15 protein-coding genes and 1 pseudogene are annotated in these 19,516 nt (G+C 73.9%); 12 read left to right on the top strand and 4 right to left on the bottom strand.

Going from position 1 to position 19,516, the window contains the following annotated elements; all coding sequences use genetic code 11:
- The first annotated feature begins 37 nt into the window (after positions 1–37).
- The 6 genes from ACGGAQ_RS16500 to ACGGAQ_RS16475 all read left to right on the top strand — a co-directional run bounded on the left by ACGGAQ_RS16500 (position 38) and on the right by ACGGAQ_RS16475 (position 6,042).
- Entirely contained in the window at positions 38–1,063 is a 1,026-nt protein-coding gene (locus tag ACGGAQ_RS16500) for a cytochrome P450 (protein WP_393049740.1), read from the top strand.
- On the top strand, positions 1,060–1,851 hold the full coding sequence (locus ACGGAQ_RS16495) for an isocitrate lyase/phosphoenolpyruvate mutase family protein (protein ID WP_393049738.1): 792 nt from the start codon (positions 1,060–1,062) through the stop codon (positions 1,849–1,851). Before ACGGAQ_RS16500 ends, ACGGAQ_RS16495 begins: the two co-directional genes overlap by 4 nt.
- A 141-nt stretch (positions 1,852–1,992) precedes the next feature.
- Positions 1,993–2,961 carry a hypothetical protein gene (locus ACGGAQ_RS16490; RefSeq protein ID WP_393049736.1) on the top strand — a complete coding sequence of 323 codons (969 nt, stop codon included), beginning with the start codon at positions 1,993–1,995 and terminating at the stop codon, positions 2,959–2,961.
- 4 nt (positions 2,962–2,965) lie between these two features.
- Positions 2,966–4,567 carry an asparagine synthetase B family protein gene (locus tag ACGGAQ_RS16485; protein ID WP_393049734.1) on the top strand — a complete coding sequence of 534 codons (1,602 nt, stop codon included), beginning with the start codon at positions 2,966–2,968 and terminating at the stop codon, positions 4,565–4,567.
- A gap of 55 nt (positions 4,568–4,622) precedes the next feature.
- The gene (locus ACGGAQ_RS16480; protein WP_393049731.1) at positions 4,623–5,453 is read left to right on the top strand and encodes a MerR family transcriptional regulator; all 831 of its coding nucleotides are present in this window, start codon (positions 4,623–4,625) and stop codon (positions 5,451–5,453) included.
- A 112-nt stretch (positions 5,454–5,565) separates the two neighbouring features.
- Entirely contained in the window at positions 5,566–6,042 is a 477-nt protein-coding gene (locus ACGGAQ_RS16475) for a DUF1203 domain-containing protein (protein WP_393049728.1), read from the top strand.
- A gap of 6 nt (positions 6,043–6,048) precedes the next feature.
- Here ACGGAQ_RS16475 and ACGGAQ_RS16470 read toward each other — a convergent pair whose 3' ends face one another.
- Positions 6,049–7,275 carry an SLC13 family permease gene (locus tag ACGGAQ_RS16470; RefSeq protein ID WP_393049726.1) on the bottom strand — a complete coding sequence of 409 codons (1,227 nt, stop codon included), beginning with the start codon at positions 7,273–7,275 and terminating at the stop codon, positions 6,049–6,051.
- A gap of 180 nt (positions 7,276–7,455) precedes the next feature.
- Positions 7,456–8,910, bottom strand: coding sequence for an LVIVD repeat-containing protein (locus tag ACGGAQ_RS16465; protein ID WP_393049724.1), 1,455 nt, complete (start codon positions 8,908–8,910; stop codon positions 7,456–7,458).
- Between the two features lie 139 nt (positions 8,911–9,049).
- Here ACGGAQ_RS16465 and ACGGAQ_RS16460 point away from each other — a divergent pair, with 139 nt between their 5' ends.
- The 4 genes from ACGGAQ_RS16460 to ACGGAQ_RS16445 all read left to right on the top strand — a co-directional run bounded on the left by ACGGAQ_RS16460 (position 9,050) and on the right by ACGGAQ_RS16445 (position 14,298).
- Positions 9,050–9,748, top strand: a complete 699-nt coding sequence (locus ACGGAQ_RS16460; RefSeq protein WP_393049722.1) for a DUF305 domain-containing protein — start codon at positions 9,050–9,052, stop codon at positions 9,746–9,748.
- Positions 9,749–9,791: 43 nt separating this feature from the next.
- Positions 9,792–11,003 carry a sensor histidine kinase gene (locus tag ACGGAQ_RS16455; RefSeq protein WP_393049719.1) on the top strand — a complete coding sequence of 404 codons (1,212 nt, stop codon included), beginning with the start codon at positions 9,792–9,794 and terminating at the stop codon, positions 11,001–11,003.
- Complete coding sequence (locus ACGGAQ_RS16450) at positions 11,000–11,665, top strand: response regulator transcription factor (RefSeq protein ID WP_234582825.1); 666 nt, start codon at positions 11,000–11,002, stop codon at positions 11,663–11,665. Before ACGGAQ_RS16455 ends, ACGGAQ_RS16450 begins: the two co-directional genes overlap by 4 nt.
- 146 nt (positions 11,666–11,811) lie before the next feature.
- Entirely contained in the window at positions 11,812–14,298 is a 2,487-nt protein-coding gene (locus ACGGAQ_RS16445; protein ID WP_393049717.1) for an ABC transporter permease, read from the top strand.
- 94 nt (positions 14,299–14,392) lie between these two features.
- On the opposite strand, the gene ACGGAQ_RS16440 is transcribed toward ACGGAQ_RS16445, so the two are convergent.
- Positions 14,393–15,655, bottom strand: coding sequence for a nucleotide sugar dehydrogenase (locus ACGGAQ_RS16440; protein ID WP_393049714.1), 1,263 nt, complete (start codon positions 15,653–15,655; stop codon positions 14,393–14,395).
- A gap of 104 nt (positions 15,656–15,759) precedes the next feature.
- Positions 15,760–17,136, bottom strand: coding sequence for a protein kinase (locus tag ACGGAQ_RS16435; protein ID WP_393049711.1), 1,377 nt, complete (start codon positions 17,134–17,136; stop codon positions 15,760–15,762).
- Between the two features lie 524 nt (positions 17,137–17,660).
- Between ACGGAQ_RS16435 and ACGGAQ_RS16430 the strand changes: the two are divergent.
- Both ACGGAQ_RS16430 and ACGGAQ_RS16425 read left to right on the top strand, forming a co-directional pair.
- Positions 17,661–18,183: pseudogene (locus tag ACGGAQ_RS16430) on the top strand (RNA polymerase sigma factor); the annotation flags it as partial.
- Between the two features lie 348 nt (positions 18,184–18,531).
- Complete coding sequence (locus ACGGAQ_RS16425) at positions 18,532–19,431, top strand: hypothetical protein (RefSeq protein ID WP_393049708.1); 900 nt, start codon at positions 18,532–18,534, stop codon at positions 19,429–19,431.
- Positions 19,432–19,516 lie beyond the last annotated feature (85 nt).

The raw sequence follows: 19,516 nt of genomic DNA, 5'->3' as shown, positions 1-19,516 counted from the left end.
GGTGGGGAGCGAACGGTTCGGGTTCTACGGTCGGGCGATGATCGACAGCTGGCCTGACATCGCGCCCGTTGCGGGAACGCCGGCGTGCGGCCCGCCCACCTTCGACCCGGGCAGCGGGTGGTGGGTGACCCGGCACGCCGACGTCCGGGCGGCGCTGACCGACCCGGCGTTCCGGGTGCCGGCCGTCGACAGCGGTCCGCCCGGCACGCTCGCCTGGCTGCGCGCCTCGGTGAGCAGGTTCAGCCCGCCCCAGCGGCACGCCGAGCGCCGCGCGATCGGGGTGACCGCGCTGGCCGGGCTGGACCCGGACGAGCTGCGGCACGAGGCGGCCCGGCTGACCGTCGCCCTCCTCGACCGAGCCGGTGACCACCTTGACGTGATGCGTGAACTGGCCCGGCCGGTGCCGCTGCGGGTGCTGGCCGGCCAGCTCGGTCTCGTCGATCCGGCAGCCGCTGGGACGGCGGTCGCGGTCGTCGCCGCGGCGTACCACCCGGGGGTTGATCCGGCGCTGGCCGAGCGGGCCGACCGGGCGGTGGCGGCGCTGCTGGCGCTCTGCCCGCCGACCCCGCTGGAGGTACGGGCGAACCTCATCGGTCTGCTGGTCCAGGCGTGCGACGCGACCGCCGGCCTGATCGGCGCCGCCGCCCACCACCTGCTGAGCCCGGCGGTCCCGATCACGGCGGCGACCGCCGACCTGCTGACCGAGGTGCTGCGCCTCGACCCCCCGGTCCGGGCCACCCGACGGGTCACCGTCGACGCGGTACGACTGGGCGGACGCGACCTGCCGGCCGGCAGCCCGTTGCTGCTGCGCTTCGACGCGGCCAACCGTGACCCGCGGGCGTTCGCCGAGCCGGAGACGTTCCAACCCGGCCGGCCGGGCGCCGGTCTGCTCACCTTCGGCGCGGGGGAGCGCGGCTGCCCCGGTGACCGGCATGCCCTCGCGCTGGCCAGCGGGGTGCTCGACGTCCTGCGGAAACGCTGTCGGCGCACCCCGACTCCGCTGCGCCACGAGCCGCACCCGACCCTGCGCGTCCCGACCACCGTGGAGGTGAGCGTCCGATGAACGAGCGCCGTGCCGCGTTCCATGCCCTGCACCACACCGGCCGTCCCCTGCTGTTGCCCAACGCCTGGGACCACGCCTCGGCGGCGGCGCTCGCCGCGCGTGGCCATCCGGCGGTCGGCACCACCAGCCTCGGGGTCGCCGCGACCGCGGGCCTGCCCGACGGCGTGGCGGCCACCGCCGAGGAGACCCTGGCCCTGGCCCGCCGGCTGGCCCGGTTGCCGGTGCTGCTCAGCGTCGACGTGGAGGCCGGTTTCAGCGACGACCCGGCCCAGGTCGCCGGGTACGTGGCGGAGTTGGCCGGCCTCGGTGTGGTCGGGATCAACCTGGAGGACGGGCGCTCCGACGGCACGCTTGCCGATCCCGAGTGCGTCGCGCGGAAGATCGCGTCGGTGAAGGCGTTGGTGCCGGACCTGTTCGTGAACGCGCGTACCGACCCGTGGTGGCTGGACCTGGCTGACCCGATGCCGCAGGCCCTCGCCCGCGCCCGCGCCTACCGGGCGGCCGGCGCGGACGGCATCTTCGTGCCGGGCGTCGTCGACGAGGCGACGCTGCGCCTGCTCACCGAGCGACTCGACGCACCGGTCAACGCGCTGTACCAGCCGGGCGGGCCCGGGCTGACCGAGCTTGGCCGGGCCGGTGTGGCCCGGGTCAGCACCGGCTCCCTGCTGTTCCGAGCCGCGCTCGGTGCCGCGATCGACGCCGCCGACGCCGTCCGGGCGGGAGGGCTCACCCCATCGCCGGGACTGCCGTCGTACGCCGAGGTGCAGGACCTGGTGCCGGGCGACTGACGGGTCCCGCCGGCCCTGCGGTGGTGGTCGCGTCCATTCGGTGGTAAATCGGAGGATTGTTCGGTCCCTGCCGGTCCCGATGATTACGGTGTGTTTCAGGGTGATTTACCCAGCGCCGTGGCCGGAGAAGGGACCCCCGTCATGCGAGTGCCCAGCCGTAGTCCGGGGCAGCAGCCCGGACCGCCCGCGTCGCCCTCCGCCCCCGCCCGCCGCCGGCCACCCAGCGCCGCCGCCCGCCGGCTGCCCGCCGCCGCGCCCGACCTCGCCGCCTACCGGGCGGCCGTGGCCGACCTGCTGGTCGAGGTGGGCGCCCTGGCCGACGCCACCAGCACCCGGGCCCGCCAGGTGCTCATCGACGAGCGGCTGCGCGAGCCGGCCCTGGCAGCCGTGCTCGACGCCACCCCGCAGGGTCTGCTCGGCGCGCGCGAGACGTTGCTGCTGGAGATGGCCCGCTACCAGCCGAACGAACGCACCTCGGCGCGGGACCTCACCGCGCTGGTCCGGATCTACCTGCTCTCCCGCATCGACGTGCTGTGGTGGCAGGACGCCCCGATCTTCGTCACCGACGAACAGGTCAATGGCAGCGCCGACCTCGTCGACCTGGAGTGGCTGCGCCGCCGGGACCTGCTGCGCTTCCGGTACCAGGAGCAACCCTCCACCGTCCTGGGCCGCGCCGCGCGCGGACTGCGTCGGCGACTGCTACCCCACGCGAGCCCGCGCACCGCCGGGCTGCTGTTCCGTCGGGCCCGCCGGGAGGTGGTGGCCCTGCTCAACGAACTCGGCCGGGAGTTCGCCGCCGCCACGCCACCGGCCACCCCGCCGCTGTGGGTGACCAGCCTCGTGCGCAGCACCGAGCACCAGTACCGGCTGCGTCGCCTGGGCTACGCCGCCATGCTGCCCAGCGGGCACTGCCTCGGCTACTCGGCCGACGTCGAGCTGGCCTGGTTCGAACGGTTCGGCGCACGCGACACCCTCGCGGAGCTGCTGTTGGCCCGCCAGGATGCCGGCGAGCTGAACGTGATCGACGAGGGACAGGCCTGGCACCTGTGTCTCGCACCCTCCGCCCGGCGTCGTCTGCGCCGGGCCTACGAGGCCGAGATGGGGGTCTGAGACCGTGTGTGGCATCGCGTTGAGCCTCGGCCCCGAGGCCGACCCGGCGACCTTCCGGCGGATGCTCGCCGTCCTCGCCCCGCGCGGCGAGGTCACCGAGACCCGCTTGGAACAAGGGCTGCTCGCCGGCACCCGCCGACTGCGCGTCGTCGACCGCGACCGGGCCGTGCAGCCCTGGACGTCGACCGACGAGCGCTGGCTGCTCTGCTTCAACGGCGAGATCTTCAACCACCGGGAGTTGCGCGCGCAGCTCACCCGGCTCGGGCAGGTGTTCCGCACCGACAGCGACACCGAGGTGCTGCTGGCCGCGTTCCAACAGTGGGGCGAGTCGGCGGTGACGCGGCTGCGCGGCGAGTACGCCTTCGCGGTCGTCGAACGCGCCAGCGGCCGGGCGTACCTGGCCCGCGACCCGCTCGGGGTGAAACCGCTGTACTGGTCCCGGCGACCCGGCTGCCTGCACCTCGCCTCCGAGGTGAAGGCGCTCGTCGGGCACCACGCCCCGGTCGCCGAGGTGCCGCCCGGACACCACGGCTGGGCCGAGCCGGACGGGCCCGTGCGACTGCGCCCGTACGTCGACCTGCTCACCATCGGCGCGGGTCTGCCGGTCATCGACGACCCGGACGAGGCCACCCTGCTCGTCCGGGCTGCCCTGACCGACGCCATCCGGATGCGGGTGGAGACCGATCTGACCGTCGGGGTGGTGCTCTCCGGCGGGCTGGACAGCTCGTTGACGCTGCGGCAGGTACGGGACATCCACCCGGACTGCGTGGCGGTGACGGTCGGCGTGCCGGACAGCCCCGACGTGGCGTACGCCCGGCGGCTCGCCGCCGACCTCGACGTGCCGCACGTGGTGGTCGAGCTGCGCCCACGCGACATCCGGCTGGCCGACGTCCGCGAGGCCATCCGGATCTCCGAGCTGACCGAGTACGGCGACATCATCAACGCCGTCGTCTCGGTGCCGATCTTCCGGCGGCTGCGCGAGCTCGGCGTGAAGGTGGTGCTCACCGGCGACGGCTCCGACGAGCTGTTCGGCGGGTACCCGATGTACCGCCAGGTCGACCCGATCGCGTCGCGTCGGCTCTTCCTGCACCGCATCCGCAACCTGTGCCGTACCGAGTTGCAGCGGGTCGACCGGACCGCCATGGGGCACGCGGTGGAGGCGCGGGTGCCGTTCCTCGACCTCAGCGTGGTGGAGTTGGCGATGCGTCTGCCCCTGGACCTGAAGGTGCGCGACGGCCAGGAGAAGTGGATCGTGCGGCGGGCGTTCGCCGACGTGCTGCCCGACTACGTCCTGCGGCGGCCGAAGAACCCCATGTCGTACTCCTCCGGGCTGCACGAGCGGGTCCGGCTCTACAAGCCGCTGTTCGCCCGGATGCACCGGTCGTTCGGCTACGACCTGCTGGAACCGGTCCGCCGTGACTTCGACACCGTGCTCAGCCGCTGCGGCAACGACCTGGACCGGGCCATCGCCGACGGGATGAACCGGCCCGACTACACCGTCCTGGAACACGCCCGCGACCTGGTCGGGGCGGCGAGGTGGAACGCCGCGCCGATGGTCCGCCGACTGGTCGGGCCCCGCCCGCCCCGCCGCTCACCCGTCGGCTGAGCACCCACCCGACGCTTGACTCTGACACCGTGTCAGGGACGAGCGTGAGGGGACCATGTTCACCATCGGAGACTTCGCCCGACTGGGCCGCGTGTCGGTGCGGATGCTGCGCCACTACGACAGCATCGGCCTGCTCCGCCCGGCCAGCGTCGACGCGCACAGCGGCTACCGCTTCTACCGGGCGGACCAGATGCGTCGGCTCAACCGGGTGCTCGCCCTCAAGGACCTGGGTCTCACCCTGGAGCAGGTGCGGGCGATCCTGGACGACGCCGTCGACACCGCCGAACTGCGCGGCATGCTGCGGTTGCGTCGCAGCCAGCTGACGGCGCAGCTGGCCGCCGACACCGCCCGGCTCGCGGCCGTCGAGGCGAGGCTCCGGATGATCGAATCGGAGGGTCGGATGACCGCCCAGGATGTCGTACTCAAGGAAATCGCCCCGGTTCGCCTCGCGGAGCTGACCGCCGTCGCGCCCAGCTATGAGAGCCAGGACATCGGTCCGGTGATCCAGCCGCTCTACCCGGAGCTGTTCCGCCGGCTGGCCGAGGCCGGGATCACGCCGACGGGCCCGGCCATCGCCTGGTACGAACCCGCCCGCGACGACGACGGCGACGCGGTCGTCGTGCACGCCGGGATTACCATCGGCGCCGGCGTGTCGGCAGGTCCTGACCTGGCGGTACGTGATCTGCCCGCGGTGGGCACGGCCGCGACGATCGTCCACCACGGCGCCATGGACGACGTCGAGCAGAGCGTCCAGGTGCTTGCCCGGTGGATCGACGACAACGGCTACCGCACCGACGGATTCGCCCGTGAGGTGTACCTGGACTATTGCCAGGACTCCCCGGAGCAGGGCGTCACCGAGCTTCAGCTCGCCGTCTACCGCGCCTGACGGTCGCGCTGCCGTCCCGACGGCGGCGCGCCGGCGGCCGGAGCCCGGACCGTCCCAGCGCCAGGTCCGATCGCCGCCAGCACCCGCGCCGCCGCCGGGCCAGGCTGGACGCATGACCACCACCACCACCTTCCGCGTCCAGGCCGTGCCGGCCGCGGCGCTCGACCTCGTCCGTCGGACCGGCCGCGACGCCGCCGGCCATCTCGTCGAAGGGTGCCTGGCCGGCGGCGGGGAGCCGCTGCGCTGTTGCCTGCGCGACGCCGAGGCGGGGGAGGCGCTGCTGCTCTTCGGCTACGCCCCACCGATCGCCGCCGTCGCATACCGGGAGATCGGGCCGGTCTTCGCGCACACCGCCGCCTGCCCCGGCCCGGATCACGGCGGCGGCCATCCGCCGGCCTGGCGGGGACGTCCCCAGGTCCTGCGGGCGTACGACCGGCAGGGACGGATCTGCGGCGGCCGGCTGCACGACGGCACGGACCCGGAGGCGGTGATCGCGGAGCTGTTCGCCGACCCGCAGGTGCACCAGCTGCACAGCCGCAACGTGGTCTACGGCTGCTTCATGTTCGTGGTGGAGCGGGCCGCCGGGTGACGGCCCTCAGCTGACCAGCAGCAGCGCGCCGACCGCCGCGAGCGTGCCCACGACGGCGAGCAGGGTGCTGGTCAGCACGAACCGCTTCACCGGCACCGCCACCCCGGCCGCCCGACACCGTTCGAACCACAGCAGGGTGGCCAGCGATGCCCACGGCGCGGCCAGCGGGCCGACGTTCGTGCCGATCAGCAGGGCCAGCAGGCGGGTGTGGTCGGCGGTCGGCAGCACCGACTCGCCGGCCAGGTACGCCGGCAGGTTGTTCACCGCGTTGGCCAGCAGCGCCCCGGTGCCGCCGGCACGCAGCGCGCCGGCCGCCCCACCGTCGGCCCCGACCAGCCCGGCCACCAGGTCGTCCAGCCCGTGCCGGCCGAGGGTCTGCACCACCAGGAACAGGCCGACGACAAAGAGCAGCAGCCGTACGGGCACCAGCCCGGGGCGCAGCGTCGCCGGGGAGCGGACCACGAAGCCCACCAGCACCAGCGCGAGCGCGACGCTGGAGGCGAGCCCGATCTCCACCCCGGCGAGGATGCCGGCGACGAAGAGCAGGCAACCGGCGAGCGCGGTGCGGTGCAGCACCGGGTCGGGCGGCACGTGCCGCTGCGGCGGGACGAAGCGTCCGCCGGCCGGCCGTTCGCGCCGCCACCAGCCGTACCAGAGCAGCACCATCGTGACCGCCACGGCGGCGAGCTGTGGCAGCGCCATCCGCTCGGCGTACGCCAGTGGCGTGAGGCCGACCCGGTCGGCGGCCAGCAGGTTCGTCAGGTTGGACACCGGCAGCAGCAGGCTGGCGGTGTTCGCCAGCCAGACCGTGGTGACCGCGAGCGGCCCGGCCGGGACCCGCAGGGTGCGCGCCAGCGCCAGCAGCACCGGAGTGAGCAGCACGGCGGTGGTGTCGAGGTTGAGCACGAGCGTGGTCACCGTGGCGAGGCCACCGCAGAGCAGGAACAGCGCCGCCCAGCGGCCGCGGGCGGCGATGGCCAACCGGCTGGCCAGCACGTCGAAGACGCCGGCCACGGCGGTCAGCTCGGCCAGCACGATCACGGTGCCGAGGAAGAGCAGCAGCGGCAGGATGCGGTGCAGGGTCGCCGTGGTCTCGGCGCGGGGCAGCAGCCCGCTCAGCGCGCAGGCCGCACCGGCCACCGCGAGGACGACCGCCACCAGGTCCAGCGGGTGGGGGCGCCAGCGCGCGGTCGGCTCGGGCGGGGCCGGCGGGGCGCCAGCGGCAGACTTCACAGCTGACCACGTTGGCACATCACCCGCCGGCCCGGCCGGCCGCCCCCGCCCAGGTGACGGGCCCCACCGGGCTGCCCCCGATCGGGGCGCCGGCCCGCCGGGCAGGGCCTGATCCACGCGGCTGACGTGACCGGGCCCGGCCCCTGGAAAAGAGGCCGGGCCCGGGTCGCGCGGTTGGTGCTACCAGCTCAGGTAACCGGGCTGGGTCTGCACGTTCAGCTCCTGGAACCGGGTCAGGTTGGCCGTCCAGGTCCGCCAGTCGTTCAGCTCCAGGACGTCCAGGCCCTTCTGGATGTCGTTGGAGTAGATGTTGCCGTTGTAGTAGTACGTCGACCAGGCGCCGCCGGTGACGGCCTGGGTGGCGGACAGCGGGCCCCGCTCCCAGTACGCGATCTCCTTGGGGTGGCGCGAGTCGGTGAAGTCCCAGACGGAGATGCCGCCCTGGTACCACGCCTGCACCATGATGTCCCGCCCGAGCACCGGGATCAGCGAGCCGTTGTGCGCCACGCAGTTCTCGGTCTCGGCGTTCGTCCGGGGGATCTTGTAGTAGCTGCGGAACGCCAGCGTCCGAGCGTCACCGCGGCCGGTGATGTCGTAGATGGCGTCCGCTCCCCGGTTGGGGCCGACGGTCTCGTTGCAGGTGGCCGCCCCGCCGCCGCCCAGCTCGTCGGTGAAGACGACCTTGGTGCCGGCGTTGTTGAAGGTGGCCGAGTGCCAGAACGCGAAGTTGACCGTGTCGCGGACCTGGGTGATCACCCGAGGCGCTTCGCGGTTCTTGATGTCGAGCAGGACGCCGTCACCCATGCAGGCGCCGGCGGCGATGTCCTTCGACGGGTACGCGGTGATGTCGTGGCAGCCGGAGGTCGCCGAGCCGGTCTCGCTGCCCGGGAAACCGCCGTCCGGGAAGAGGTTCGGCGTCGAGATGACGGCCGCCTGGGTCGGCTTCTTCACCGGCACCTTGACGATGGAGATGGAGTCGTGCGGCGGCTGGCAGTCGGGGAATTCGGCCCGCGGGCTGTACGACGACACGTACAGGTAGACGTTCTTGCGGTCCTTGCCCGGCACCAGCGTGTGGGTGTGCGACCCGCAGGCGGTCTCCACGGACTTGATGTAGCGCGGGTTGGCCTTGTCGCTGATGTCGAAGACCTTGATGCCCTCCCACGACTCCTTCACGGAGGCGGGCTGGGCGACGCTCGCGCACGAGTCGTCGCTGCGCGACGAGTCGGTGGAGACGAAGAGCAGGTCACCGTAGACGGAGATGTCGTTCTGCGAGCCCGGGCAGGACACCTGCGCGGTGATCTTGGGCGCGCTGGGCCGGGAGATGTCGTAGACGACGAACCCGTTGTAGTTGCCGGCGAAGGCGTACTTGCCCTGGAACGCCATGTCGCTGTTGAGCGCGGCCGTCGTGTCGAACGGCGCCTGCTTGGGGATGTTGGCGATCTGCCGCAGGTTGGGGCTGCTGCGGATCTCGTCCACGCCGGGGATGTCGCTGGCGGCGGCCTGTGGTGCCGCCGCTGGCGCGGCCTCCTGGGCGCTGCTCGGCGTCGCCACGGCGACGCTGGTCAGCAGCAGGCCTGTTGCGGCCAGGCTGACGATGCGGAGTTGTCGGAGCCGTGCGGTGGCCAACTTGATCATCGGCGGCGCCCTTCGAAAGGGGGGATGACGTTGTCGGTACCTTACCGAGCCACAGAGATCATCGATGTGACCTGGGTCACATCTGCGTCGACTCGTCAATGGATAGGATCGCTGCGACCTCGACCTGTGGGGGTGTGGCATGACCGTCCGACGTGCTCGGTTACTGGCCGTCGTCATATCGGCGGCCATCATTGTGGTGCTGGCGGTGCTGGCCGTCCGCGCCACCGGCGACCCCCGCCGTCCGGCCGCGGCCGGTGCGACCTCACCCGCTGCCACGGCGGCCAGCCCGACCGGCCCGCCGCCCCCGCCGGTGCTCGTGCCGGGCCGCCCCGGCGAGCCGGCGGTCGCCCGGTCCGCCCAGGAACTGCGCGACGACAGCCCGCCCCGCTACAACGGCCTGGACACCGTCTTCGTCCAGATGATGATCCCGCACCACGAGCAGGCGCTGGAGATGAGCACGCTGGCCCAGGAGCGGGCGGGCGATCCCCGGATCCGCGCCTACGCCGACCGGATCCGCGCCGGCCAGGGCCCGGAGATCAAGGTCCTGCGCGGCTGGCTCGCCACCCGCGGGCTGCCCGAGACGGCGCCCGGCCACGACCACGCCGGCATGCGGGGGATGCAGTCACCCGAGGCGATGAAGCGGCTGACCGCCGCCCGGGGCGTCGAGTTCGACCGGCTCTTCATCGCGATGATGACCGACCACCACCAGGGCGCCGTCACCATGGCCACCGACCTGCTGTCGGTCGGCGTCGATGCGACCCTCAATGAGCTAGCCACCTCACTCGCCACCGAGCAGGCCATCGAGATCGCCCGCCTGCGCGAGCTGACCCCGCCCTGACCGGCTGCCGGCCGGCCGCCACCAGGCACGACACGTACGCTGGGTGACCGTGAGACGCACGCTGTTCGGCCGCCCCCTGCGCGGCGTCGCCTTCGACGTGGCCGTCTCCGCCGTGGTGGCGTTCGTCGGCCTCGCCTCGGCGGTGGCCCAGCCCGGCGGTTGGGCCGCCACCGGCGTCGGCGTGGGCATGGCGGTGGCGCTGCTGTTCCGCCGCACCCACCCGAGCGCGGTGACCGTCGTCGTGGCGGCGCTCGCCCTGGTCCAGGTGATCGCCCGGTGGGGTCCGCTCGCCTTCGACGTCGCCGTCCTCATCGCGCTCTACAGCGTCGTGAAGTACGGCAAGCGCCTGCGCGACGGCGTGCTGGCCGGCGCGGTCGCCGCCGTGGGCGTGCTGCTCGCCGCCGCGCAGACCCCCGGCGTCATCGACTGGTGGGTGACCGCGCTGTGGTACGCGCTGGTCACCGGCGCGGTCTGGCTCGTCGCGCTGAACGTGCGGACCCGCCGCCTCTACGTGCTCAGCCTCGAGGAACGGGCCGCCACCCTGGAACGCGAGCGGGAGGCCGAGTCCCGCGTGGCGGTCGCCGAGGAGCGCACCCGGATCGCCCGCGAGTTGCACGACGTGGTGGCGCACAGCATGGCGGTGATGATCGTTCAGGCGGACGGGGCCCGGTTCATGCTCGACCGTGACCCCGAGCAGGCCCGCACGGCCGTGAAGGTGGTCGCCGACACCGGCCGGTCGGCGCTGGAGGAGATGCGCCGGCTGGTCGGGGTTCTGCGCGACGCGGGCCCGTCCGGAGCGGGCGGGTCGGTGGTGGCCGCCGACCCGGAGCACCGCCGGCTGGCCCTGGCCGAGCTGCCCGACCTGCTGGCCCGCTTCCGCGACGCCGGGCTGCGCGTCCACGACGCTGCCACCGGTCAGCCGCCGGCCCTGCCTCCGGGCCTGGAACTGACCGTCTACCGCGTGGTGCAGGAGGCGCTGACCAATGCGCTCAAACACGCCGGCGTCGGGGCCGCCGTCGACGTCACCCTGACGTACACCGCCGACGCCGTCGTGGTCCGGGTCGTCGACGACGGCCGGGGCCGCCCGGCGGTCAGCCCGGCGCCGTCCGGCGGTCACGGTCTGCTCGGCATGCGCGAGCGGGTGGCGGTGTACGACGGCAGCCTCACCGCCGGCGCCCAGCCGACCGGGGGTTGGCAGGTCCAGGTCCGGCTACCGCTACCGTCGGAACCCTCAGCGGAGGTGATCGCGGCATGACGGTCCGGGTGGTGATCGTGGACGACCAGGCGTTGGTGCGCGCCGGTTTCCGGATGGTGCTGAGCTCCCAGCCCGACCTGGAGGTGGTCGGGGAGGCCATCGACGGCGCGGACGCCCTGCGGGTGCTGGCCCGCACCGAGGCCGACGTGGTGGTGATGGACATCCGGATGCCCACCATGGACGGGGTGGAGGCGACCCGCCGGCTCTGCGCCGACCGGCCGTCGGGCCCGCCCCGGGTGCTGGTGCTGACCACCTTCGACACCGAGGCGGACGCGTTCGCCGCGCTGCAGGCCGGCGCGAGCGGCTTCCTGCTCAAGAACGTCCCGCCGGAGGAACTGCTGGACGCGATCCGGGTGGTGGCGCGGGGCGACTCGGTGGTCGCCCCGTCGATCACGCGGCGGCTGCTGGACCGCTTCGCCGGCCAGCTCGGCGCCGGCCCGACCGCCGACCCCCGGCTGGCCCAGCTCACCGAGCGGGAGCGGGAGGTGCTGCTGCTGGTCGCGCAGGGCCTGTCCAACGCCGAGATCGCCGCCAAGGTGCACGTGGCCGAGGCCACGGTGAAGACCCACGTCGGGCGGATCCTGGCGAAGCTGCACCTGCGCGACCGGGTCCAGGCGGTCGTGCTGGCGTACGAGAGCGGCCTGGTCACGCCCGGGCGGTGACCCGCCGTACGACCCGGGTCGTACGGCCGGCGGGCCGAGCGCTACCTCGGGCGTACGCGGGTCGAGCGCGCAGGTGGAGATCGATCGGATCGGACCGGCCATAGCGTCGGAGGGGTCCGATCCGCGCCTGCACCGGGAGCCCGCACATGATCCGATTGACCCTGCGCTCGCTGCGCGCCGAGGCGCTGCGCATGCTGCTCTCCGCGCTGGCCGTCGTGCTCGGCGTCGCGTTCATCGCCGGCACGCTGATCTTCGTCGACGGGATGCGCGCCGGCGCGTACGAGCGGGCCGGGACCTTCGACCGGCACACCGACCTCGGCGTCTACCCGAGCGGCGACAAGGCGCTGCCGGCGAGCCTGGTCGACCGGGTCCGCGCCGTCGACGGCGTGGCCGCCGCGGCCGGGGAGCTGACCGGGGCCGGAGGACTTCTCGGCGCCGACGGCCGGCCGGTGCTGGGCTACGCCGTGCTCGCCGCCATCCCCACCGAGGCCGCCCTGCGCTCGTACGACGTGGTGTCCGGCCGCCTGCCCGACCGCGCGGGCGAGGTGGTGCTCGACGCGCCCACCGTGGCCGAGGAGGGCTTCACCCTCGGCGCACCGGTCCAGATCGGCGGCACCGGCGGCGCGGCCCGCCCGTACACCCTGGTCGGCACGGTCGACGTGGCGGGCAGCGTGCGTGACGTCGGCGGGCCGTTCATCGGCCTGGTCGGCCCGGACGCGCTCGCGGTCAGCGGTGCGCGCGGCTACGGCCGGATCATGGTGGCGGCGCGGCCGGGAACGTCCGAGACGGTGTTGGCCGACCGGCTGCGCGCGGTCGTCGCGGGCGCCGACGCCAGCGTGAAGGGCCGTCAGCAGATCCTCGACGAGGCCGTCGACGACGCGGTTCGGGACCTGAACCAGTTCATGATGCTGCTGCTCATCTTCGTCGGGGTCGCGGTGGTGGTGGCCGGCTTCGTGATCGCCAACACCTTCGCGATCGTGCTGGCGCAGCGCACCCGGCGGACCGCGCTGCTGCGCCTGGTGGGCGCGACCCGGGGGCAGGTCTTCCGGGCCGCCCTGCTGGAGTCGGCACTGGTCGGCTTCGTCGCGTCCGTGCTCGGGGTGCTGCTCGGGGTGGCTCTCGCCGGCGGTATGCGGCTGCTGTTGACCCGGCTGGACGTGCCGTTCTCCGGTGGGCTGACCGTCGCCGGCTCGACCGTGCTGACCAGCCTGCTGCTCGGCACCGCGCTCACCGTGGCGTCCGCCCTGCTGCCCGCCTGGCGGGGGACCACTGTCGCACCGGTGGCCGCGCTCACCGACGCCGCGGTGCAGCCGAGTCGGGGCGCGGGTCGGCTGCGCCTGATCTTCGGCGCGGTGGTGCTCGGTGCCGGCGTCGCGGCGCTGGCCGGCGCCGCCAGCGCCGGTCAGGTGCTGCTCGTGGCCGTCGGCGGCGTGTTGGCGTTCTTCGGGATCGTCCTGTTCGGGCCGGTGCTCGTGCCGGCGCTGGTCCGGGTGATCGGCTGGCCGGCCCGGCGGCTGTTCGGAATGACCGTGGGCCTCGCGGTGGCCAACGCCGTGCGCAATCCGCGCCGGATCGCCGCCACGGCGACCGCCCTGGTGATCGGGATCGGACTGGTGTCGGCGTTCGTGGTCGGTGCGCGCAGCACCAAGGACGGCATCGAACGCAGCGTCGACGCCGAGATCGGAACGGACTTCGTGGTCAGCGGCATCGGCCAGAACCTGCCCGCCGCGCTCGCCGGTGAGCTGGCCGCGCGCCCCGAGCTGGGCGTGGTGCACGAGCAGCGCAGCACCGTCACCGGTGACATCGAGGTCCGCGCCGCCCACCCGGCGCTGGTGGGCCGCACGCTGACCGCAGTGCTGGCCGGCGACGTCGGGCGGCTCGGGCCGGGTCAGGTCCTGGTGCACCGGGAGTTGGCGCAGGCGCGCGGCTGGCAGGTCGGCTCCCCGGTCACGATCGCGGGACGGCCGTTCCGGGTGGCGGCGGTGGTCGCCGACGACGCGTCGGCCATGGTCGCCAGCGCGGCGCCCGCGGGGCACGTCATCGAGGTGGACGACGCGGACTTCGCCGCGCTCTTTCCCCGCGAGCGGGGCTTCCTGGCCGAGATCGACCCCGCCAGCGGCGTGAGCGCCGCCGAGGCCCGCGGCGCGATCGAGGCGGTGCTGGCCCGCTATCCGACGGTGAACCTGATGGACCAGGGCGCGTACAAGAAGATGCTCACCGGCACGGTGGACATGCTGTTGGCCTTCGTCACCGCGCTGCTCGGCCTGGCCGTGGTGATCGCGCTGGTCGGTGTGGCGAACACGCTGAGCCTGTCGGTGGTCGAGCGCACCCGGGAGAACGGGGTGCTGCGGGCGGTCGGGCTGACCCGGGCCCGGATGCGGGCGATGCTCGCGGCGGAGGCGGTCCTGATGGCGCTGGTCGGCGCGGTGCTCGGCATCGGCCTGGGCACCGGCGTCAGCGCCGCCGCGATGGCGCTGCTGGCCCGTCTCGGCGGCGACTTCCACGTGGTGCTGCCGCTCGGTCAGCTCGGGCTGATCCTCGGCGTGGCCGTGCTGGCCGCCCTGCTCGCGTCGGTGCTGCCGGCCCGTCGGGCGCTGTCGCGGCCCGTCGTCGAGGCGCTCGCCGACCAGTGATCTCGGCCGTCTCCGTCTCGCGGCCCTCGGGCGGACATCCGCCGGCCGGCCCCGCCGTCTTCCCCGGCGGCGGGACCGGCCAGCGGTGCCGGGTCTAAAGGCGCTCGACCATCTCGCCGACGCACCGGTTGCGGGTGTCGAAGACGTAGCGGGCGTGCCGGACCACCAGGTCGTAGTCGAAGCTGTCGTGGTCGGTGACCACCACCACCGCGTCCGCGGCCCGCACCTCCCGCTCGGTGAGGTCGACGATGGTGACCCCGGCGGGAATGTGGTGGGTCTCCGCGTACGGCTCGACCGCGTGGACCTCGGCGCCGAGGGCCTGCAACCGGCGGGCCACGTCGACGGCGGGGGAGTCCCGCATGTCGCCGGTGTTCTTCTTGTACGCGAGCCCGAGCAGCAACAGTCGGGCGCCGCTCACCGCCCGGCCAGCCCGGTTCAGTCCCCCCATGATCCGCTGCGCGACGTGCTCGGGCATCTCGTGGTTGACGTCGTTGGCCAGCTCGATGAACCGGAACTGCCGGCCGAGGCGCCGTTTGACCTGCCAGGACAGGTAGCACGGGTCGATCGGCAGGCAGTGCCCGCCGACTCCGGGGCCGGGCCGGAACGGCAGGAACCCGAACGGCTTGGTCTCGGCGGCGTCGATCGCCTGCCAGACGTCGATGTCCAGGTGGTGCGAGAGCATGGTCAGCTCGTTGATCAGCGCGATGTTGACCTGGCGGAACGTGTTCTCGATCAGCTTGGTCAGCTCGGCGACCCTCGTGGAGTCCACCGCGACGGTGCGCTCCACGAGGCGCTGGTAGAACCCCTGCACCCGGGCCAGCGACACCGCGTCGACACCGGAGACCACCTTCGGGGTGTTCTCCAGTCGCCAGGTCGGGTTGCCCGGGTCGATCCGCTCGGGGCTGTAGCCGAGGTGGAAGTCGCCGGGGCTGGTCAGCCCGCTGGCCGACTCCAGCAGCGGTCGGAGCAGCTCCTCGGTGGTGCCCGGATAGGTGGTGGACTCCAGGATCACCGTGCAGCCCGGCCGCACGTACGGGCCGATGCCGACGCCGGCCTGCTCGACGAAGCTCAGGTCCGGGGTGCCGTCGCGCAGCGGGGTGGGCACGGTGATCACGCAGATGTCGAAGCCCTCGGCGTCGGTGTACTCCGTGCTGGGGCGGTACCGGCCACTGCCCAGCGCGCGGCCCAGCCGGTCGGTGGGGATGTCCTCGACGAAGGATTCACCGGACGCGAGTCGCTTCACCCGGTCGGCGTCGACGTCGAGGCCGACGACGTCCAGGCCCGCCTCGACGGCGCGCATGGCCAGCGGCAGTCCGACGTACCCCTGGCCGATCACGACCAGCTTCTCAGCGCTCACCCGGGCTCCCGCGGCAGATGGTGGAAATGGCCTGCGGAGAGCCTAGAGTGGTTTTCGGCGCTGTAAGTCCGTTTTGGGGATATCGGTGCTGGTGGGACGGCTGGTCAGTTGCCCATCGGGTCGTCCGGACCGGTCGGCGCGTCCGTGGTGGGGACCGGCTCGCTCGGGGGCGGGTTGCTCGGCGGCGGGTCGGACTTCGGCGGATCGCTGGGCGGCGGCGCGGTGGTCGCGCTCGGCGTCGCCGACGGCGGGTTGGACGACTGCGAGGGCCGCACGCTCGGCGTCGCGGTGACCGACGCCGACGTGGTGGCGTCCGGGACGGTCGGCCGGTTCGGGCGCTCCGGGTCGTCGGTGCTCTGCTCGTTCGCCGCAGGCAGCTCCGCCTGCTGGGTCGCCCCCGGCGTCACGGAGGTCGTCGGCAGGTTGACGGCCGGCTCGTCATCGCCGGTGTTGCGCGCCGCACCCAGTGCCGCCCCGAGGCCGATCAGGGCGACCAGCATCGCGGCTGCGGCGCCGACCAGTGGCCCACGACGTCGCTGACGCCCGGCATCCGCCGTGCCCGCCACCGCCGCGCCGACCGGCACGTCGGTGCGGGTGCCCGGTCCCGCGTCGCGCAGCGGGACCGACGCCGCCATCGCCGTCGGCGGCTCGCCGCCGGTGACCGCGGTGCGGGCGGCCTCGGCCATGGCCGAGCCGCTGGTGAAGCGGTCGAGCGGATCCTTGGCGAGGGCCCGCGACACCAGGGCGCGGACCGCCTCCGGGATGTCGTGCGGAAGCTCCGGCGGCTCGTCGTCCAGGTGCCGGACGGCGACCTGGAGGGGGTTGTCCCCGGTGAACGGTGGACCCCCGGTGAGGCAGCAGTAGGCGACCGCGCCGAGCGCGTAGATGTCGGTGGCGCCGCTGACCGGACGACCGGCGGCCTGCTCGGGCGCCATGTAGAGAGCGGTGCCGGGCACCGCGTTGGTGCTGGTGATGCTGGTCACGTTTGTGGAACGGGCGACGCCGAAGTCGACGAGGACGACCGTGCCGTCCTCCTGGACCAGCAGGTTGCTGGGCTTGACGTCGCGGTGCACGATGCCGCCCCGGTGCGCCGCGCTCAGCGCGTGCGCCGCCTGGGCCACGATCGACATCGTCTCGGCCACGTCGAGCCGGCCGGCCGCCTCGATCCGCTTGGACAGCGGCTCACCCTCGACGAACTCCATGACCAGGTAGTCCGCCCGACCGCCGTCGGGCAGGTCGTCCTCGCCGCAGTCGTACACCTGCACGATGCCGGGGTGCCGCAGAGCCGCCATGATCCGTGCCTCGGCCCGGAAACGGGCGATGAAGTCCGGATCGGAGACCAGCGCCGGCAGCAGGACCTTGACCGCGACCTGTCGGCCGAGGACCAGGTCCGAGGCACGCCAGACGTCGCCCATGCCGCCGGTGGCGACACGTTCGTCCAGGCGGTACCGCCCGCTGAGCACGACCTCCGATGACAACACAGCATTACCGTACCCAGAGTGGCGGGCAACGGCGCGCTGCGGTTGATCGGCCACGTGGTCGTACCCGCCGGTCCGTCCGGCCTGACCTCCGTGGACGTGGCCGAATCTGTGACGGCTTGACAACGCCGTGTGACAAAACTTGACACATTCCGGCGTACGCTTGCCGGATCACCGCCACGGGCCGCCTCCCGGCCCGTGGAGCGTCCTGCGGTTCCCCGTTGTTACGGCGGCACGCCGGTTGGGCGGCTTGATAATTGTCACTCTTCCGTGACGCGATCCCGACTTGTCGCTTGGATGGTCCCCTCCTACCGTTAGCCCGGCTCGGGGCCGCCCGCCGGCCGTGCGTCGAAAGCCGAGAGCCATCGCGCCGGTGCGGACGCCCCGGCCGGCCCGGACGCGGGCACGAAGCGGATTCGGGGGAGGGCGGTGCGCGTGCGGAAGCCGGTGGGGTCGACGGTTCGCGCGCGGACGCAGGCGTGGGGCGTCGGGCCGTGCCGCCGTCTCGAGCGACCCGTGAGCCGAGGATGACCGGCGAGCTGTCCGAGGCGGTCACCGCCGCGCAGGCCGGGGACGAGGACGCCTTCCGCTTCCTGTACCGCAGCCTGCAGCCGGGTCTGTTGCGCTACCTGACCGCCCTGGTCGGCGCGGACGCCGAGGACGTGGCGTCGGAGACGTGGTTGCAGATCTCCCGTGACCTGCCCAACTTCACCGGCGGCGAGTTCCGCGCCTGGACGGTCACCATCGCCCGCAACCGAGCCATGGACCATCTGCGCCGGCTGCGTCGACGACCGTCGCTGCCGGTCCCGGTGCAGGCGCTCACCGAGTTGGCCGGCGACGGCGACACCGCCGAGCGGGCCGGCGAGACGATCAGCACCGAGGCCGCCCTGGCGCTGATCGCCACGCTGCCGCCCCGGGAGGCCGAGGCGGTGCTGTTACGGGCCGTGATCGGGTTGGACGCGGAGTCGGCCGGTCGGGTGCTGGGACGTCGGGCCGGGGCCGTCCGGACCGCCGCCCACCGTGGGCTGCGGCGGCTGGCCACCCTGCTGGACCGGCAGACGGTGACCGCACCGCCACCCGACGGTGCCGTCACGACCGGGGCCTCCGGCGCGCCGGGCCGGGTGCCCGCGCCGGACGCTCCGACCACGCGGCCTGCGCCTGCCGTGCCGCGCGGGGTGTCCGCGCCGAACTCGTCGGACCCGGTGTCCGCGCCGAACGCGCCGGGCGGGGTGTCCGCCCCGAACGCGCAGAGCGCGACTGCGGCGCCGGCCATGGACGCCGACGGCGTCGCACCGTCGGTCGGCGCCGAGGTGGTCCCGCCGCCGCGCGGACGGACCGGCCGATCCCGGCGGGCGTCACACGCCGAGCAGGCGGACGGCTGACGTGAGGGGATTCCGGATGAACCCGTACCGGCCGGACCGGCACGCCGGCCGTGCCGAGACCGAACGGCTACTCGACGCCACCCGCATCGACGCGGCCGTCTACCCCGAGGCGTCCCGCCGCCCTGACACGTCTCCGGACGTCGACACGGCCGTCGGCTCCGACATGGCCCTCCACGTCGACTCCGCCACGGCCGTCGACCCTGACGTGGCCCTCGACCGCGACGTGCCGGGGCGGTCCCACGCGTCCGCGCCCTCGCACGCGGCGGCCGACCCGCTGGCGCGGCTGCTCGCCGCTGCCGCCGGCCCGGCCCGGCCGGGGGAGCTGGCGGGCGAGGAGGCCGCGCTGGCCGCGTTCCGGGCCGCCCGGGCCGCCGCCCCGGAGCCCGCCGCGGCCCGACGACCACGCAGCCGTCGGCTCACCACCGGCGCGTTGGCCTGGATCGGGGCGCTGGCCGCCACCGCCACCGCGGGCGCCGCGTTCGCCGCGGCCGGCCTGGACCGGGCACCCGACCCGGTGCCACCCGCGCCGAGCAGCGCGCCACCGACCGCCAGCGATCCCGCGACGACCACGTCGACCGCGCCGAGCCGATCGGCGTCACCTCGCCCGCCGTCCCCGGCCGGCACTCCGTCAGTCGGCTCGACGCCCAACGGTCAGCTGCACGGGCTGTGCCGCGCGTGGCGGGCCAAGAAACCCAAGCAGCGGGAGAAGGCGCTGCGCACGCCTGCCTTCCAACGGCTGGTCGCGGCCGCCGGTGGCGTCGCCGCGGTCGAGGAGTACTGCCAGCGACTGGTGCCCGAGGCGAAGCCGTCGGCTCCGGGAGGGCCGTCTGCCCCCGCCGAACCGTCCGCCGCGGCGACGCCTCCCGGATCGGCGAAGGTCAAGCCCTCCCACCCGGCCGGGCCGGCCGCGAACTGAGCGTCCGGCCGGCGCGTTCGTTCTGCCGTGCACGGGGAAATTCGTCTGTTAGACAGGGATTGGTGGCACCGGCGACGCCGGCGAC

The organism is Micromonospora sp. NPDC047557 (genome assembly GCF_043205095.1).
Lineage (GTDB): Bacteria > Actinomycetota > Actinomycetes > Mycobacteriales > Micromonosporaceae > Micromonospora.
The sequence above is the reverse complement of the archived record's forward strand: the minus strand, read 5'-3'. Positions and strand labels throughout refer to the sequence as shown.

Coding starts and splice junctions, on each gene's coding strand:
- ACGGAQ_RS16450 (WP_234582825.1), top strand. CDS start 11,000: ATGACGGTCCGGGTGGTGATCGTGGACGACCAGGCGTTGGTGCGCGCC.
- ACGGAQ_RS16425 (WP_393049708.1), top strand. CDS start 18,532: ATGAACCCGTACCGGCCGGACCGGCACGCCGGCCGTGCCGAGACCGAA.
- ACGGAQ_RS16500 (WP_393049740.1), top strand. CDS start 38: ATGATCGACAGCTGGCCTGACATCGCGCCCGTTGCGGGAACGCCGGCG.
- ACGGAQ_RS16490 (WP_393049736.1), top strand. CDS start 1,993: ATGCGAGTGCCCAGCCGTAGTCCGGGGCAGCAGCCCGGACCGCCCGCG.
- ACGGAQ_RS16480 (WP_393049731.1), top strand. CDS start 4,623: ATGTTCACCATCGGAGACTTCGCCCGACTGGGCCGCGTGTCGGTGCGG.
- ACGGAQ_RS16465 (WP_393049724.1), bottom strand. CDS start 8,910: ATGATCAAGTTGGCCACCGCACGGCTCCGACAACTCCGCATCGTCAGC.
- ACGGAQ_RS16475 (WP_393049728.1), top strand. CDS start 5,566: ATGACCACCACCACCACCTTCCGCGTCCAGGCCGTGCCGGCCGCGGCG.
- ACGGAQ_RS16460 (WP_393049722.1), top strand. CDS start 9,050: ATGACCGTCCGACGTGCTCGGTTACTGGCCGTCGTCATATCGGCGGCC.
- ACGGAQ_RS16495 (WP_393049738.1), top strand. CDS start 1,060: ATGAACGAGCGCCGTGCCGCGTTCCATGCCCTGCACCACACCGGCCGT.
- ACGGAQ_RS16445 (WP_393049717.1), top strand. CDS start 11,812: ATGATCCGATTGACCCTGCGCTCGCTGCGCGCCGAGGCGCTGCGCATG.